14 protein-coding genes, 2 pseudogenes and 1 other annotated feature are annotated in these 15,914 nt (G+C 58.2%); of the genes and pseudogenes, 11 read left to right on the top strand and 5 right to left on the bottom strand.

The window, feature by feature from the left end; all coding sequences use genetic code 11:
- Positions 1 to 810 precede the first annotated feature (810 nt).
- Complete coding sequence (locus GGQ73_RS16505; RefSeq protein WP_173994873.1) at positions 811 to 2,370, top strand: ABC transporter substrate-binding protein; 1,560 nt, start codon at positions 811 to 813, stop codon at positions 2,368 to 2,370.
- A 74-nt stretch (positions 2,371 to 2,444) separates the two neighbouring features.
- Here the strand turns inward: GGQ73_RS16505 and GGQ73_RS16500 are convergent, their stop codons facing one another.
- On the bottom strand, positions 2,445 to 3,347 hold the full coding sequence (locus GGQ73_RS16500) for a LysR substrate-binding domain-containing protein (protein WP_173994872.1): 903 nt from the start codon (positions 3,345 to 3,347) through the stop codon (positions 2,445 to 2,447).
- A 436-nt stretch (positions 3,348 to 3,783) separates the two neighbouring features.
- Between GGQ73_RS16500 and GGQ73_RS16495 the strand changes: the two genes are divergently transcribed.
- The 8 genes from GGQ73_RS16495 to GGQ73_RS16460 all read left to right on the top strand — a co-directional run bounded on the left by GGQ73_RS16495 (position 3,784) and on the right by GGQ73_RS16460 (position 12,051).
- On the top strand, positions 3,784 to 4,725 hold the full coding sequence (locus tag GGQ73_RS16495; RefSeq protein ID WP_173994870.1) for an ABC transporter permease: 942 nt from the start codon (positions 3,784 to 3,786) through the stop codon (positions 4,723 to 4,725).
- The gene (locus GGQ73_RS16490; protein ID WP_173994869.1) at positions 4,722 to 5,600 is read left to right on the top strand and encodes an ABC transporter permease; all 879 of its coding nucleotides are present in this window, start codon (positions 4,722 to 4,724) and stop codon (positions 5,598 to 5,600) included. The genes GGQ73_RS16495 and GGQ73_RS16490 overlap by 4 nt, the downstream gene beginning before the upstream one ends.
- Positions 5,597 to 7,444: an ABC transporter ATP-binding protein gene (locus GGQ73_RS16485; RefSeq protein ID WP_080830658.1), complete on the top strand. Its 1,848-nt coding sequence runs from the start codon at positions 5,597 to 5,599 to the stop codon at positions 7,442 to 7,444. Before GGQ73_RS16490 ends, GGQ73_RS16485 begins: the two co-directional genes overlap by 4 nt.
- A gap of 103 nt (positions 7,445 to 7,547) precedes the next feature.
- On the top strand, positions 7,548 to 8,651 hold the full coding sequence (locus GGQ73_RS16480; RefSeq protein WP_173994867.1) for an NAD/NADP octopine/nopaline dehydrogenase family protein: 1,104 nt from the start codon (positions 7,548 to 7,550) through the stop codon (positions 8,649 to 8,651).
- On the top strand, positions 8,651 to 8,944 hold the full coding sequence (locus tag GGQ73_RS16475; RefSeq protein WP_080830660.1) for a (2Fe-2S)-binding protein: 294 nt from the start codon (positions 8,651 to 8,653) through the stop codon (positions 8,942 to 8,944). The genes GGQ73_RS16480 and GGQ73_RS16475 overlap by 1 nt, the downstream gene beginning before the upstream one ends.
- A complete protein-coding gene (locus GGQ73_RS16470) occupies positions 8,941 to 10,341 on the top strand; it encodes an NAD(P)/FAD-dependent oxidoreductase (protein ID WP_173994866.1) in 1,401 nt (466 codons plus the stop codon). Before GGQ73_RS16475 ends, GGQ73_RS16470 begins: the two co-directional genes overlap by 4 nt.
- Positions 10,338 to 11,477, top strand: a complete 1,140-nt coding sequence (locus GGQ73_RS16465; RefSeq protein WP_173994865.1) for an NAD(P)/FAD-dependent oxidoreductase — start codon at positions 10,338 to 10,340, stop codon at positions 11,475 to 11,477. Before GGQ73_RS16470 ends, GGQ73_RS16465 begins: the two co-directional genes overlap by 4 nt.
- 184 nt (positions 11,478 to 11,661) lie before the next feature.
- Complete coding sequence (locus GGQ73_RS16460; protein WP_233279014.1) at positions 11,662 to 12,051, top strand: amidase family protein; 390 nt, start codon at positions 11,662 to 11,664, stop codon at positions 12,049 to 12,051.
- Positions 12,052 to 12,073: 22 nt separating this feature from the next.
- Here GGQ73_RS16460 and GGQ73_RS16455 read toward each other — a convergent pair whose 3' ends face one another.
- Complete coding sequence (locus GGQ73_RS16455; protein ID WP_174156216.1) at positions 12,074 to 12,268, bottom strand: hypothetical protein; 195 nt, start codon at positions 12,266 to 12,268, stop codon at positions 12,074 to 12,076.
- Here GGQ73_RS16455 and GGQ73_RS16450 point away from each other — a divergent pair.
- Together GGQ73_RS16450 and GGQ73_RS16445 are read left to right on the top strand one after the other, a co-directional pair.
- Positions 12,179 to 12,394, top strand: a pseudogene (locus tag GGQ73_RS16450) (IS3 family transposase); the annotation flags it as partial. The gene GGQ73_RS16455 and the pseudogene GGQ73_RS16450 sit on opposite strands and share 90 nt — an antisense overlap.
- A 51-nt stretch (positions 12,395 to 12,445) precedes the next feature.
- Positions 12,446 to 13,407, top strand: a pseudogene (locus tag GGQ73_RS16445) (IS3 family transposase); the annotation flags it as partial.
- Positions 12,727 to 12,843: a sequence feature (AL1L pseudoknot), on the top strand. Its footprint overlaps the pseudogene before it by 117 nt.
- A 16-nt stretch (positions 13,408 to 13,423) precedes the next feature.
- Here the strand turns inward: GGQ73_RS16445 and GGQ73_RS16440 are convergent.
- From GGQ73_RS16440 to tnpA, 3 genes are read right to left on the bottom strand one after another with little or no spacing between them, the layout of a single operon-like run.
- Complete coding sequence (locus GGQ73_RS16440) at positions 13,424 to 15,079, bottom strand: IS66-like element IS66 family transposase (protein ID WP_173993446.1); 1,656 nt, start codon at positions 15,077 to 15,079, stop codon at positions 13,424 to 13,426.
- A 45-nt stretch (positions 15,080 to 15,124) separates the two neighbouring features.
- Positions 15,125 to 15,472 carry an IS66 family insertion sequence element accessory protein TnpB gene (gene tnpB, locus GGQ73_RS16435; protein ID WP_034495582.1) on the bottom strand — a complete coding sequence of 116 codons (348 nt, stop codon included), beginning with the start codon at positions 15,470 to 15,472 and terminating at the stop codon, positions 15,125 to 15,127.
- Complete coding sequence (gene tnpA / locus GGQ73_RS16430; RefSeq protein WP_173993448.1) at positions 15,469 to 15,879, bottom strand: IS66-like element accessory protein TnpA; 411 nt, start codon at positions 15,877 to 15,879, stop codon at positions 15,469 to 15,471. Before tnpA ends, tnpB begins: the two co-directional genes overlap by 4 nt.
- Positions 15,880 to 15,914: the final 35 nt, after the last annotated feature.

Raw genomic sequence — 15,914 nt, 5'->3', positions numbered from 1 at the left:
GGGGCCATCCGCGTAGCCTATGTCGGCCCGACCGGAAACGACAGCTTCCATCACCATGTCTTTGTTTCAGATGACACTGCAGCCGTCGAACGCGTAAGCCACCGCGTTCTGGTGATGTATCTTGGCGAGATTGTCGAGATAGAACCGCGGCAGGCAATTTTCGAGAACGTACAATACCCTAAACCAAACGCCTTCTATCTGCCGTCCCGGTTGCTGACCCGGCACGCCGTTATTAGATTCGCCCGGCCTCGAATGACGAGCTCAAAAGTCCGATCCGTCCGGCGGACTTGAAGCCACCGGTCTGGCAATATAGCGAGGTCTTGCTAGGTCATTGCGGTCATGATCTGCGACATGAATGGGAAGCCCGGCAAATCGCAGCCTAGCAAGCAATTCGGGGTGCCTCCAAAAGGCGGCGCACTCTTATCGGCTCAGCCCATTCGTTTGCGAGCATGGTTCAGCATCTGAGAGGCAGGAGAGAGAGAGAGAGAGAGAGAGAGAGAGAGAGGATCCGTCGGCGATCAGCGCACCATGCCCTGTGCGTCAAGATTTCCTTGAGATCAATGAAAGGCCGACGATGATAATTGCGCGCAAAACCGGAGAACCTACACTCGACAAACATCTCGAAATCAACGACTTCCGGCTTTTCTCAGTCTTGCTCCAACAGCAGTGCCAACTGGAAAGCTCACGGTTGAATAATTGCACACACCGTGGAGGGTAAATATAACCCGTGCGAATACCACGCCCAAATCAGCGACTTTGACACTTATACGCCTTTGAAATTTAGTGGAAACAATAACAAAGGAGGCGAACATGATATCTCACACTGGGAAATTGAACCTTTCCGCGCTAATCGCAATTTTTCTGTCGACAGCTGCACTTCCGTGTGCCGCAGAGGCAGCCACGCTACGCGTCGGTGCTGCCGCCGAAAACGTCGCCACGCTTGATCCGACCAGGGCCACCGCCACCGTCGATGTCGGTGTCGTCTCATGGATGTTCAACGGCCTTGTTCGCTTCCCGCCCGGCAGCGCGGACCCGACAAAGATCGAGCCGGATCTTGCCGAAAAGTGGGAAACTACGCCGGACGGTCTGGTCTGGACTTTCCATCTGAGAAATGGCGTCAAGTTTCACGGTGACTACGGCACGGTGACGTCCGAGGACGTCGTCTACTCCCTGGAGCGTGCAAAGAATCCGAAAACGTCATCTTTTTCGAACGACTTCACCGAAGTCAAATCGATCGAAGCGATCGACCCGCTGACCGTGAAGATCACCTTGAACAGCCCGGTTCCAGGCTTCCTGGGCCTGATCGCAAACTACCATGGCGGCAATATCATCAGCAAAAAGGCAGCTGAGAAGCTGGGAGCCGACTTCAAACTCCGTCCGATCGGAACCGGGCCTTTCATGTTCGAGAACGCGGTCACGCAGCAATCGGTAACGCTGAAGGCTTTCCCGGACTATTTCCGCGGCAAGCCGAAACTGGACGGCATCCAGTACAATCTCATTCCCTCGGACGCGAGCCGCGAACTTGCGTTCCGCTCCGGTGAGCTCGATCTTATATACGGCAAGCGCGAGCAGCGCTGGGTCGACCAGGCCAAGGCATGGGATGGTTCAACGGTCGATATCTTCGCACCGGGCGAATATCGCACGCTGTTCCTTAATCAGGCTCACAAGCCCCTCGATAACGTCAAAGTGCGTCAGGCAATAGCACATGCTGTGAACGTCGATCAGATCGTTGAATTCGTCGGGGCGGGCGTCGGACAGAAGGGTTGCTCGGTCGTCCCATCGGGTTTTCTTGGTGAAGACTGCACCTGGAGCTATAAGTACGATCCGGAATTATCCAGGAAGCTTCTCACGGAAGCCGGTTTGGGCAACGGCTTGACGATCAAGGCCATCGTCTCATCGGCCACCGCGCAGCAGCCGATCATGCAGGTCGTGCAGGGCCAGTTGTCGGAGGTCGGCATTAATATGGACATGCAGGTGGTCGATCACGCAACCTATCAGGAACAGAGCCGCAAGGATCTCAGCGACGTCGTCTTCTATGGTGCCGCGCGTTATCCCGTTGCCGACAGCTATCTCAGCCAGTTCTACCATTCCAATGCCTCGATCGGAAAGCCGACGGCAGTCACCAATTTCTCGCATTGCGATGCCGCCGATTCGGAGATCGAAGCAGGCCGCAAGGCTGCAACCGATCCTGAACGTTTGAAGGCTTGGTCGGACGCGCAGCACAAGATCTATGATCAGGTCTGCGGAATCCCGCTTTTCAACCTGATGCAGGTCTGGGTTCGTAAGAACGAGCTTGACTATGGGTACGAACTCGAAGGCGCGTTGAATCTGGCGCCGCCGATCACGGAAAACACGACGTTCAAGCAGTAGCCCGTCTCAATCCTCCCCACCTTGCCCCGGCCTACGTTTCCTCCTCTTGGAGAGTTGCTGGCCGGGGTCTTGCTCTAGATGGCAAGTGTGGTGTTGGCTGCGGCCAGATGCACCTCTCGAGAAAATTCCAGCACCAGATCCGTGTGCCGGGCTCGTGCCGGGCGATAAAGCCTGTACTCGGCATCAATGCTTGGGAGAAACGGACGCAATGCAACGCGTCCCTTGACGCATTCCATCGAAATCGGATCCGACACCGTAACGCCCAGCCCAGCAGCAATGAATTCCGCGACATTCGGCGCTGTCGCTGCTTCCATGGTAATTTTTGGCTTCAAGCCGTGCGCCTCGAATGCCGCATCGACTTTTATGCGCGTTCGGCTTGAGTCGCCGAACGCGACGAAGGGCTCTGAGGCAAGTTCCACCGGGCTGAGCTCAGACTTTTCCAGCAAGTGGTGGCCTAACGGCAAAACTGCCGCCATGGGCGGGCTGTCTATGGGTTCAACAATGATCGTCGGATGCTCCAGTCCACTCTTGACCAGCGCGAGATCAATACGTCCCAGAAGAACCGATTCCGTCAGAAACTGAGACGCTTGCGTCTCGATTTCCACGAATACGTCCGGATAGCGGGATCTAAAACCCGCGACGACCCGACCGAGAAAAGGACCCGACAGGCTCGGCATCACGCCGATCACGAGATGGCCAGATTCCTCTCTCCGCATCGCTTCAACGGCGCGGGCGACCTGATTGACACCACCAAAGATGCGCTTGATTTCCTCGTAGAGCCGCATTCCACGACCCGTCGGGACAAGCCGCCCGCTCTCTCTCTCGAACAGCTTCAAACCACTGTCCAACTCCAGGTCCTGGATCAGCTTGCTGGCCGCGGGCTGGGAAATCCGCAGGACCTCCGATGCACGGCTCACAGTCCCGGTTTCAACAACCGCTATTAAACCTTCGAGTTGCCGAAGGCTCGGATTTCTCATGAACTATAACCCACGCGAATATGAAGCCAAATTTTTCGACTTTGACTTTCTACCCCTGCGGGTTTGAAGTTACAATAATAATATGGGGAACTACCGCCGTGTCTATCGAACTTTTCCCGCCTGAAACAGGCGTCGGTGAGGTCGCAATAATATCGCGATGTCATCACCCGACCATTGGCCGCCCACGCACCTGGGACTCTGGGTGGCGCGTGTTGGCCGTCGCCAATATGTCATCTCATTCGCTGAATTTCAGACGTATCGGTCGGACGAGGCCAAGCCCAGCCTTCGCGTGCCCTATACCGCGTCTTTCCGGGCTAGATCTCCGATTGTTCCCCTCGTCGACCAAGCGTCGCGATTCTTCGATCGACGCGGGTCCAATTTCCAAAAACCTTGACGAAGAGTTGGTGAGCTGCATCGATGCTGAAAGGGCTACCATATGACAACCTATGTAATCCGAAGACTCCTTTTGGCCATACCGACTTTGCTCGCAATGCTGACGGTGGTTTTCATCCTCGTTCGGCTGGTGCCCGGTGATGCCGCCGTCGCAATGCTTGGGGATCGCGCCAGTGCCGAAGCGCTCGCCGCACTGCGCGCGCAGCTCGGCCTCGACCAGCCGTTACCCGTTCAATACCTCCGCTTCATGGGTGACATGGTGACCGGTAATTTCGGGCTCTCCGCCGTCAGCGGCCGTACGGTACTGTCCGAAGTCGCTGTTGTCTTACCTTATACTCTCGAACTCACCGCCGCCGCGATGATCATCGGTGTGGCATTCGGTATCCCCCTTGGCATTGTCGCAGCTATTCGCCGCAACAAATGGCCGGACTATGCAAGCCGTCTTCTTTCACTCGTCGGCCTCTCGTTTCCCGGGTTCGTCTCGGCAATTCTGATGCTCCTCGCATTTGCTGTCTGGCTGCATTGGTTCCCGGTGATGAGCCGGCCTACGGCCAATCCGATTGATCATCTGCGAAGCCTGGCTTTGCCGGCTCTCAATCTCGGCCTGATCATGACCGCCTATATCGCCCGCGTCACCCGCTCCTCAATGCTTGACGTTTTGGGTGAGGACTATATCCGCACCGCGCGCGCCAAAGGCGTCAAGACCAAGAGCATCATCATCCGGCACGCCCTTGGCAACGCTCTTATCCCGATCGTGACGGTGGTCGGGCTGAACTTCGGGACGATGATCGGAAACTCGGTTCTTGTCGAAATCGTCTTCACCCGACCTGGTCTGGGCAAGCTCATTCTCGGAGCACTTCAGTCACGCGACTACACCATGCTGCAGGGCCTGATGGTCGTGTTTGCAACCTTCGTGGTCCTCGTCAACATCTTGACCGACGTAATCTACGCCGCTGTCGACCCAAGAGTGAGTTACGCGAAATGACCGATATCATCTTGCAATCCGCAAAGCCTGAGAAGGCGCCAAATCCGGTGCTTACCGCACTCCGTCGCAACCGCCTCTCCTGGGTTGGCATCGGACTGCTTCTCCTGATCGTGCTGGCTGCCGTTTTTGCTCCGATGATCGCACCTTACGATCCACTGAAGCAAAACATCGTTCACCGCCTGAGCGCACCATCCGCGCAGTTTTGGCTGGGAACCGACAGTTTCGGTCGCGACGTGGCGTCGCGCCTGCTCTATGGGGCCCGTATCTCACTCGCGATTGGCTTCCTTTCCGTGATGATTGCGATGGTCGTCGGTTCGGCGCTCGGAATTCTCGCGGGTTATATCGGCGGTCTCTTCGATCAGATCGTCATGGGCCTTGTGGACGTCATGCTGTCGTTCCCGACACTGCTCCTTGGGCTCATGGTCGCGGCAATGCTCGGCGCCAGCTTTGAGAATCTTATTATTGCAATTGCGATCACCGAGACGGCTCCCTTTGCCCGCGTCGCACGCGGACCCACAATTGCCGTCAAGCGACGCGATTTCATCGACGCTAGCAAGTCCCTCGGCTTCACGCCGATCAGAATCATGGGCGTCCACATCCTTCCGAACATCCTGTCCGACATTGTCGTCGTGGCATCGCTCTGGATGGCATCCGCTATTCGTACCGAGGCGTCTCTTGCCTTTATCGGTCTCGGTGTCGCTCCCCCCACGGCAACCTGGGGCGCAATGATCCGCGAGGGATTCGAAAACATCCTCAGCGCCTGGTGGCTCGTTGTCTTCCCCTCCCTTGCAATCCTTCTCACGGTCCTCGCGCTGAATTTGCTGGGTGATGCCTTGCGCGATGCGATCGATCCGAAAACGAGGAATGAGCGATGAACCAGATCGCCGATCAAATCAATCATGCAGGCTCTTCTGCCGCGCCCGTCCTGTCGGTCAGAAATCTCACCACCTCCTTTCGCGCTGGAGATGGATGGAACCCGGTGGTGCGCGATATCTCGTTTGATATCGCCCCCAAGGAGACCGTCGCCATCGTCGGCGAGTCTGGATCGGGCAAGTCCGTCACCTCGCTGTCGATCATGCGCCTGCTGACGGAAGCCTCGAGCAGAATCGAAGGCCGTGTAATCCTTGCCGGCAGGGAGCTTCTTTCTCTTTCGGAAGAAGAGATGCGACAGGTACGCGGCAACGAGATCTCAATGATTTTCCAGGAACCGATGACCTCGCTCAACCCAATCTTGCCGGTTGGAAAGCAAATTGCCGAAGCCCTGACCGTTCATCAGAACATCTCCGCTGAGGAAGCGAAGCGGAAGGTTCTTGGCCTCCTAGACAAAGTGCGCGTTCCGAACGCGAAGGGACGCTTCGACGAATATCCCCATCAGTTCTCCGGCGGCATGCGTCAGCGCGTTATGATCGCCATGGCGCTTGCATCGCGGCCCAAGCTGCTGATCGCAGACGAACCGACGACAGCGCTCGATGTAACAATTCAGGGGCAGATCCTCGACCTGATTAAGGAGCTTCAGGATGAGGAGGGAATGTCGGTACTTTTCATCACCCATGACATGGGAGTGGTTGCGGAGATCGCTGATCGGACGATCGTGATGTATCGTGGCGACCAGGTGGAAACCGGTCCGACCGAAGAAATCTTCCATCGCGGCAAGCATCCCTACACCCGTGCCCTGCTTGCCGCGGTGCCCAGGCTTGGGGCAATGGGAAAAAGCCACCTGCCTCTGCGTTTTCCCATCGTCGACCCGGAAAGCGGCGAATTAAAACCTCTCGCGGACGTCTGGGATACGGTGGCGAAGGACAGGGCGCCAATTGTTGAGGTGAAGAACCTCATCACTCGGTTCGGAATTCGTTCAGGAATATTCGGCCGAACGACCGGTGCAGTGCATGCCGTCGAAAAGGTATCGTTCAACCTCTACGAGGGAGAGACCTTGTCGTTGGTCGGGGAATCTGGATGCGGGAAGTCGACGACGGGACGCTCGATCACCCGTCTTACCGATCCGACAAGCGGAAGCATTACTGTCGATGGTCATGATATGCTGAAGCTTGACCAACGAACACTGCGCAAGGTTCGTCAGTCGATTCAGGTGATTTTTCAGGATCCTTACGCATCGCTCAACCCGCGCATGAATATCGGCGATGCAGTTATGGAGCCGTTCATCCAACATGGTCTCGGAAGCAAGGCGCAGGCACGCGACAAAACCGCCGCCCTTCTGGAGAAGGTCGGTCTCTCGGCCGAAATGATGAAGCGCTATCCACACGAGTTCTCAGGCGGGCAAAGGCAACGTGTGGCGATCGCGCGCGCCCTTATGCTCGACCCGAAGGTGATTGTCGCCGACGAAGCCGTTTCAGCGCTCGACGTCTCGATTAAGGCGCAGGTCTGTAACCTTCTCCTCGACTTGCAGCAAAGTCTGAACCTGGCATTCCTGTTCATCTCGCACGACATGGCAGTCGTCGAACGAGTCAGTCACCGCGTCGCTGTCATGTATCTCGGCGAAATCGTTGAAATCGGGCCGCGAGCAGCTGTGTTCGACAACCCTCAGCACGCTTATACCAGGAAGCTCATGTCCGCGGTGCCTGTGCCGGATCCGGCAAGGCGCCGGATCAAGAGAAACAGTCAGATGGACGAAATCAAGAGCCCTGTTCGTTCGATCGACTACGTGCCTCCGCAGCGGAAGTATGTCGAGGTTTCTCCCGGACATGTCGTGCAAGTCGAGTAAACCGGGAATTGCGATGATCGCGGTCAAACCTCCGCGACCTTCGATCTGTTTCAAATGATTGGAAATACATAACGGCTACATATAGTGGCAAGGATAGTGAGATATGCGCGTAGGAATTGCAGGTGCCGGAGCAATCGCGATGGGCTACGTGGCCTTTCTGGATAAGCAAGGTCACTCAGCAAGCGTCTGGTCTCCCACGGGGGCCGGAACGGTGGACCTCGCCAAAGGAGCCGCCCTAACGATCACCGGTATGATCGAAGGCGAGTTCAGTCCAGCGATCTGCCGTTCAGCCGAAGAGCTGGCTTCAAACGATGTCATAGTATTGGCGTTGCCGGCCTACGGCCACCGATCCGTGCTCCAAGCACTCATACCGTTCATCCGCAAGAACCACACGGTCATCATCAGTAGCCACCTGTCCCTTGCCGCATTGTTTCTCTCAAAGCGTCTTTCCGAACGTGGCATCGAAATCCCGATCGTGGCCTGGAGTACGACGGTGCTGACCAGCAAGCAACGCGGCCCCAACACATTCAACATCGGGACCATCCGGGACAAAGTCGATATGGCAACGGTTCCAACTCGTTTCGCAGACGCGGGACTGGCGATATGCGCGAACGTCTTCGGTGACCGGTTCAACCTCAAAGATGACATTCTCACGATCGCATTAAGCAATCTGAATCCGCAGAACCACCTCGCCGTTGCTCTATGCAATCTGACGAGGATCGAGCGTGGCGAGTCCTGGGGCCAGAATACGAACCTCACATCGGCGGTTGGGAACCTAATCGAGGCGCTCGACCGTGAGCGCGTAGCGATCGCCTCCGCGTTCGGGAAGGATGTCCGCACCGTGTTCGATCACTACAGGCTAACCCACAAAGTCGAGGGTGATCGTGTCTGGGAATTGGCGGTTGCCGTCATTGCTCGCGGAAACGACCCGATGGGCCCGAAGAGCCTTGATACACGGTACATCCTTGAAGATGTACCCTTCGGCCTGATGCCGACGCTCTTGCTTGCCGAGCTCGCCGGCATAACCGCGCCCCTTCACAGGAGCGGCGTGAACATCATCAGCGCTTGTTATGACCGAGATTTCGGTCGTGGCAACGATATCCTCGAAGAGCTCGGACCGCTGATGCGCGAAAATCTTCTTGAGCGAGTTGTCACCGGGTTTCCTCTTAATGCCCACGAGCTCAGATCGGTTGCGCAGGTTAGCTAATGTTCAAGAAACTCAATAAAGTGCCCCAGGGAGCCATCACGGTCTACATCGATGGTGAGGCAGTCGCAGCCGAGGCCAATGAAAGTGTCGCCGCAGTTCTTTTGCGTCAGGATCCTGTCTGGTCACGCACGACCCCAGTTTCCGAAACCAAGCGCGCACCTTACTGCATGATGGGAGTCTGCTTCGAGTGCCTTGCCGTGGTAGACGGTGCATCTGTCCAAACCTGTCTTGTCTCGGTTCGCGATGGAATGAGGATTGAGCGGCAACTCGGACGGCGGAGGATTGCATTATGAGCCGTCAGGTTGATCTGCTCATTGTCGGCGCCGGGCCTGCAGGTATGTCGGCAGCGGTCGTGGCGAGGCGCTACGGACTGGATGTGCTGGTTGTCGACGAACAGCCTACCCCGGGCGGCCAGATCTGGCGTAATATCGAAGCGGTTTCGGGTACACCGCGGATGGACATCCTCGGCAAGGCCTACGCGGAAGGGCTTGATCTCGTCCGGCAATTCCGCGCCAGCAGCGCTCGTTACGAACCAGGCACGCAGGTATGGCAGGTCGAAGCCGGCCCGCGGGCCTATGTCACGCGCGATGGTGCCGCAAGCTCTATCGAGGCGAACTACCTCCTTCTGGCAACGGGTGCGCAGGAAAGGCCGGCACCATTTCCGGGCTGGACGTTGCCGGGTGTGATGACAATCGGCGCTGCCCAGATCGTGCTGAAGACGTCAGATCAAATCCCATCTGAGCCGGTCTGGATAGCAGGGAGTGGCCCTCTCTCACTCCTTTATGCAGCTCAGCTTCTTAAAGCGGGCGGTCGGATTGCGGGTTTCCTCGACACGTCTCGTGCAGGCCAGATCAGCAGCGCGCTGCCCGATCTCTTTTCCGCGTTGAAAAGTGCGCCAATGGATATCCTCAAGGGAGTCGGCTGGCTCCAGTCGATCAAACGGCGAGTTCAGTATATCCAGCACGTGGCCGAGATCGAAGCGACGGGCAAGGAAAGCCTTGAGCGCCTTCGCTACGTGACGGCGAGCGGCCAGTCCGCCACTGTCGACGCGAAGCTTTTACTCGTTCATGAAGGCATTGTCCCGACAATCCATCCGACCCTCGCTTTGGGCTGCCGACACGTCTGGAACGCCGATCAGGACAGCTTCGCGCCCGAGCTCGACAGTTGGGGCGAAACGTCCGAGGCGAATATCTTTGTCGCCGGAGATGGGGCCGGGATCGGCGGAGCAAAGGCGGCATGCCTGCGCGGCGTGCTGACGGGTCTGCAAATTGTATTCAAGTCCGGACGAGTGTCACAGCTAGAAGCCACCCTTCAGGCGGAACCGACACGCAAACGCCTTAGGCAGGCCCTTGCAACCCGCCCGTTCCTGGACAAGCTGTATCGCCCCCGCCCATCGATATTCGTTCCACCCGACCATACGATCGCTTGTCGGTGCGAGGAAGTAAGTGTCGCATCCGTGCGCGCCCAACTTACATCGGGTCGGCCGGGTCCTAATCAGATCAAAGCCTTCACCCGTGCCGGGATGGGTCCCTGTCAGGGCCGTCAATGCGGGTACACCATTGCGCGTGTTCTTGCGGATGCGGAAGGTCGGGCCGCCCCGGATGTTGGCCTCTATCGTGTGCGTCCGCCATTGAAGCCAGTCACGTTGAGCGAACTTGCAGCCCTCGACAGTCAGGAAAGATCGTCATGAGCGGGAATGCATTGGACACGATTGTCATCGGCGGGGGATTGCACGGTCTTTCTGCTGCGATGAACCTGGCACGAGCTGGCAAAACGGTTGCGATCCTGGAGCGTTCTTGGGTCGGCCGTCATTCTTCCGGGGCGACGGCTGCGGGCGTCAGAACATTGAACCGCGATCTCGCGGAGATCCCGATCTCGCTCGAGGCCATGGACATGTGGCATAACATTGAGCGCATTGTCGGCGACAGTTGCGGTTTCCATGCTTACGGGCAGATGAGCATCGCGGAAAAGCCCGAGCATCTCACCGTTCTGGAGAAGCGTCTCGCCAAGATTCGATCGGCGGGTTACGACCATGAGGAACTGATCGACCGCGCGGAGCTTCTGCGCCTTGTTCCTTCCATCTCGCCACATTGCATGGGCGCACTGATCGCTCGAAACGATGGTGCCGCAGATCCCCACCGTACGCTCAAGGCTTTCCGCCAGGCGACAGAAGCCGCCGGCGTCACAATTTACGAAGGCGCGGGTGTCATCGCGATCGAGCACGCGGGCGCCGACTGGCGCGTCAGGACGGAGACGATGGAATTCATCGCGCCAACCGTCGTCAACGCCGCCGGAGCCTGGGCGGTTAAAATCGCCGCCATGGTCGGCGATGACATTCAGATCGGCCACAAAGCCTCGATGATGATCGTCACGGAACGCATTGCGCCTCTGTTGAAGCCGGTCGTCAGCGTTGTGGGCCGCCCGCTTTCCTTCAAGCAGTCGGACCAGGGGACGCTTGTCATCGGTGGGGGGCTTCAGGGAAGAGCGGATCTCGACGCCCAGCGAAGCTTCGTCAACTTCAAAGAGCTCTCAAAGGGTGCCCGTGCCGCGACAGATCTGTTTCCCATCGTGGGGCAATTGCGTATCGTGCGGACATGGGCTGGCATGGAAGCCATGACAGCGGATCACCTGCCCATCATAGGCCCGTCGCCCAATGCCAGCGGCGTTTTCCACTCCTTCGGATATTCCGGCCACGGCTTTCAGCTTGTTCCTGTCCTGGGAGCTATTATGACCGATCTGATTGTGCATGGCGGAACGAACAGAGTCATCGAACCTTTTTCAGCTAAGCGCCTGATAAGAAAAGAGGTGCGGCACGTGGCGCACTAAGGCGCACTTCACGGCTCGCTCATGGCATACATTCTTGCCGCATCGGAGTGTCCTCAAATGGTAAAGCGCAGATGTTGCACCAGGTCGGCATGGCACTCGACAGCGCCTATATCGGCTGACTTAACAAATCCGCCCCCGATCCATTCGCGTCTTCGGGGGCACTTTCTCTAATTTGAAAGCCAAGATGTTCCACGAACGAGACACCATGCCCGACGACATGACGGCGACGAGTATCGCGAAGTATGTAGAGTCGGGCACTCGCACCGCTTCCGATATCGCCGAGGCAACAATTGCAGCAATCATGGCTGGAGAGCCTGAGCCTCAAGCGATGGAGTTCTTTGAACCGTACCTTCTTCGGCAGCAGGCAGCAGAGCTGGACGCGGGGACACGTGGCGGTCCGCTGAAGGGTGTCACCATCGCGGTTAAAGACATCATCGCGACGAAAGGCATGCCGACGGGATGCGGCACGCCTAGATACAAGGGTGTTTCTCGAGGCACGGATTCAGCATGTGTCGATATACTCCGCGGTGCGGGTGCCTTGATCGTTGGCAAGGCAGTTATGGAATGCCTGTAGGCATCTCCGTTATTGGACGCCACTATGAGGACCGAACCGTTATTTCAGCCGCAAAGTTGATGGTCTGCCTGTTAAGCGAAGCGAGCTCCCACACGGCTGGCCAAAGCGTCATACTGAACCGCACCGGGTTGTCCTCGATGCCCTTGAACAGGCACTTCATGATCGGCGTCCGGTTCAGGGCGGCGGGCTTGTGCACCATTCGGACAGGGGCGTTCAATACGTGTCCATCCGGTATTCCGAGCGGCTGGCAGAAGCTAGCATCGAGCCGTCTGTCGGAAGTGTCGGCGACAGTTATGACAATGCCCTCGCCGAAACGATCAACGGTCTCTACAAGGCCGAGGTGAACCGCGCCGGGTTTGCCGGAGGCTCCAATTTCTGAGAAAGTGGAGCCACCATGAGCAAGACAACGAACAAGTTTTCACCTGAAGTCCGCACCCGTGCCATCCGTATGGTGCTGGACCACGAAGCCGAGCATCCATCCCGCTGGGCTGCCGTTTCATCTATCGCCGCCAAGATTGGCTGCTCGCCAGCCACGCTGCACGAATGGGTCAAGAAGACCGAGGTCGATAGTGGCAAAAGAGCAGGCCTGCCGAGCGATGTCGCCGAGAAGATGAAGGCTCTCGAGCGGGAGAACCGTGAGCTTCGTCAGGCCAACGAGATTTTGCGCAAAGCTTCGGCCTATTTCGCCATGGCGGAGCTCGACCGCCCCTTCAAGCGATGATTTCGTTCATCGACGAACACCGTGGTGTGTTCGGGGTCGAGCCGATCTGCAGACTGCTGCCGATCGCCCCGTCAACCTACTACGAGAATGTCGCCAAACGTCTGGACGTGGATCGCCTGTCGATCCGCGCCCGCAGCGATATCGGCCTGAAGATCGAGATACGGCGTCTCTTCGAACAGAACTTCCGCGTCTATGGCGTTCGCAAGGTCTGGCGGCAATTGAAGCGTGAAGGCTTTGACGTCGCCCGCTGCAGTGTCGCCAGGCTTATGAGGTCAATGAGCCTGCAGGGCATCATTCGGGGAAAGCCGATCCGCACGACGTTCTCGGACAAGACGGCTCCGAGCCCGCTTGACCGGGTGAACCGCCAGTTCAAAGCCCCAGCACCAAACAGGCTGTGGGTTTCAGATTTCACATATGTCGCCACCTGGCAGGGTTTCGTCTACGTGGCCTTTGTCATCGACGTCTTCGCTCGTCGCATCGTCGGCTGGCGGGCAAGCCGGACAGCACATGCGAGCTTCGTCCTCGATGCGCTGGAGCAGGCACTTCATGATCGGCGTCCCGCTCATGGCAGCGGCCTCGTGCATCACTCGGATCGCGGCGTTCAATACGTGTCCATTCGGTATTCCGTAAGCCTCCGGTAAAGACCACAGGTCAGGCAGCTTGAGCGTTGACGGTCGGCGGCATCCAATTCCACGGAAGCAACTGCTCCAGCCTGATAATCGGCGTGTCGGCGATGCGGGCAAGAACGTCGGCCAGCCACGCCTGCGGATCGATGTCGTTGAGCTTTGCCGTCATGATCAACGTGGCCATGAAGGCTGCACGATCCGCGCCGCGGTCTGATCCGGCGAAGAGCCAGGACTTCCTACCGAGTGCGAAGCCTCGCAGGGCTCGCTCCGCGGCGTTGTTCGTGAGGCAAATCCGGCCATCCTCCAGGAATGACGTGAAGCCATCCCAACGCTTGAGCATGTAATCGATCGCCTCGGCGACCGGAGAACTGCGCGACAGTTTTGCACGCTCGGTTTGAAGCCAGGCCTGCAGACTGTCGACGAGCGGCAGGCTTTCCTTGCGGCGACGTTCCAGGCGTTGATCGGCCGTAAGCCCGTTGATCTCCCGCTCGATATCGAACAGGCCGTCGATCCGTTTGACGGCTTCGAGCGCCATAGGCGAGATCGGCGCGGCGTTCTTTCCACGCTTGGCGTTCGCATTAATGTCTGCGAGCACGAAGAACTTGCGACGCGCGTGTGCCCAACAAAACGCCTGTCTTAGCGGATTTGGATCGCGATCGCCCTTGAACAGCGGATTGTAGCCGCCATAGGCGTCCGCCTGCAGAATACCGGTGAAGGTCTTCAGGTGGCGTTCCGGATGCTCCTGCCGTCGATCGCGCGAGGCATAGTAAAGGGCTGCCGGCGGTGAGAGGCCTCCGAACGGCCGATCATCCCGGACATAGGTCCAAATGCGGCCCGTATCTGTCTTTCCCTTGGCCAGGATTGGCACGGTCGTGTCGTCGCCGTGCAGACGTTCGGCGGCAAGGACATGCGCTTCGATCAGAGAATGAAGTGGCTTCAACGTCGCGGCGCAAGCTCCGACCTGATCTGCAAGCGTCGATAAACTAAGGTCGACGCCCTCGCGAGCATAGCGTTCGCTTTGACGATTGAGCGGCTGGTGCTGGGCAAACTTCTCGAACAGGATCATCGCCAGCAGGTTTGGCCCGGCAAAGCCGCGTGGCGTTACATGGAAGGGTGCTGGTGGCTGCGTGATCTTCTCGCACTCGCGACAGGTAAACTTCTCCCGTACCGTCTGGATGACCTTCCACTGGCGCGGGATGACCTCCAGGGTCTCGGTGATGTCCTCGCCAAGCTTCGACAATTTGGCCGATCCGCAGCAGGCGCAATTGGCGGGAGCGGCGATGACGATGCGCTCGCGTGGCAGATGTTCGGGAAAGGGCTTGCGTGACGGACGCCTGCGCTCGAAGGCTTTGACGGTTGAAGCTTTGGCTGCGATCTCCGCGGCCAGTTCATCTTCACCGGCGTCCGCTTCCAATTCCTCGAGTTGCAGTTCCATCTGCTCCAGGAGCCGCGCCTTACGCTCGGACCGGCTGCCGTAGAGTTCACGGCGAACCTTGTCGATCTCCAGCTTCAGCCGAGCGATCAGCGCTTCGGAATGCGATACGAGTGCCTTTGCACTGGCGGCTTCTGCCTTGGCGGTTGCCGCTTCTGCTTCGGCTGCAACACGTCGAGCGCGTTCCTGGGCCAGCAATGCGAGGGCACTGGCAAGGTCGTCCGGAAGCTCTTCGGTCGCGTCGCTCATGACAGGATGGAATCATATTTGACCCCATCATTCCAGTGTTTTTGCTCATCCGGCCGACGTCGGCCGCCAGGTCTTTTGCGGCATCCGCCAGTCGATACCTTCCAGCAGATAACCGAGCTGCGCAGGTGTGATCACCACCGTGCCATCGGCCGCAGATGGCCAGATGAAGCGGCCACGCTCCAGCTTCTTCGTGAACAGGCAAGCGCCTTGGCCGTCATGCCAGATCACCTTGATCAGGCCACCGCCGCGGCCGCGGAATACGAACAGGTGTCCACACATCGGGTCACGCTTCAGCGCCTCCTGCACCATCAAAGACAGACCGGGGAAGCCCTTGCGCATGTCCGTATAGCCCGTGGCCAGCCAGACCTTCACGCCAACAGGAACCGGGATCATCGCAGCCCCAGCACACAGTCGAGTATGCGGCCGAGCGCCTCGGTATCGATGTCGCTATCCACGCGCACGCGCCGACCCCGTCCAAGCTCGATTGTCACATCGCTGCGCTTCCGACGAGGATGGGGTGTGGTCGGCGCTCCCGGCTGAATGGGAGAGACTGATGAAATGGCCTCGGACACGATCACCGGCACGAACACGGTTCCCGTCTCGGTCTGCGGCTCGTCGAGCCGGCACAGCTCTTTGCGCCAACGAAACAACTGGCTGACATGGATACCAGCCGCGCGGGCAATCTCGGAGATGACCGCGTCTGGCTCAAAGCAGGCAGCGACCAGGCGCTCTTTGTCTTCTCGTGACCAGCGCCGACGGCGCTCTACGGACGTGATCACCTCAATTGCATGCTTCGTCATATGACTACTCCTAGTGTTACCACTAGGACTGGCAG

The organism is Rhizobium skierniewicense (assembly GCF_014196515.1).
Classification (GTDB): domain Bacteria; phylum Pseudomonadota; class Alphaproteobacteria; order Rhizobiales; family Rhizobiaceae; genus Agrobacterium; species Agrobacterium skierniewicense.
This window is presented reverse-complemented; position numbering and strand designations above follow the sequence as displayed.

Coding starts and splice junctions, on each gene's coding strand:
- GGQ73_RS16465 (WP_173994865.1), top strand. CDS start 10,338: ATGAGCGGGAATGCATTGGACACGATTGTCATCGGCGGGGGATTGCAC.
- GGQ73_RS16490 (WP_173994869.1), top strand. CDS start 4,722: ATGACCGATATCATCTTGCAATCCGCAAAGCCTGAGAAGGCGCCAAAT.
- GGQ73_RS16475 (WP_080830660.1), top strand. CDS start 8,651: ATGTTCAAGAAACTCAATAAAGTGCCCCAGGGAGCCATCACGGTCTAC.
- tnpB (WP_034495582.1), bottom strand. CDS start 15,472: ATGATCCCGGTTCCTGTTGGCGTGAAGGTCTGGCTGGCCACGGGCTAT.
- GGQ73_RS16500 (WP_173994872.1), bottom strand. CDS start 3,347: ATGAGAAATCCGAGCCTTCGGCAACTCGAAGGTTTAATAGCGGTTGTT.
- GGQ73_RS16485 (WP_080830658.1), top strand. CDS start 5,597: ATGAACCAGATCGCCGATCAAATCAATCATGCAGGCTCTTCTGCCGCG.
- GGQ73_RS16505 (WP_173994873.1), top strand. CDS start 811: ATGATATCTCACACTGGGAAATTGAACCTTTCCGCGCTAATCGCAATT.
- tnpA (WP_173993448.1), bottom strand. CDS start 15,879: ATGACGAAGCATGCAATTGAGGTGATCACGTCCGTAGAGCGCCGTCGG.
- GGQ73_RS16440 (WP_173993446.1), bottom strand. CDS start 15,079: ATGAGCGACGCGACCGAAGAGCTTCCGGACGACCTTGCCAGTGCCCTC.
- GGQ73_RS16495 (WP_173994870.1), top strand. CDS start 3,784: ATGACAACCTATGTAATCCGAAGACTCCTTTTGGCCATACCGACTTTG.
- GGQ73_RS16470 (WP_173994866.1), top strand. CDS start 8,941: ATGAGCCGTCAGGTTGATCTGCTCATTGTCGGCGCCGGGCCTGCAGGT.
- GGQ73_RS16460 (WP_233279014.1), top strand. CDS start 11,662: ATGTTCCACGAACGAGACACCATGCCCGACGACATGACGGCGACGAGT.
- GGQ73_RS16480 (WP_173994867.1), top strand. CDS start 7,548: ATGCGCGTAGGAATTGCAGGTGCCGGAGCAATCGCGATGGGCTACGTG.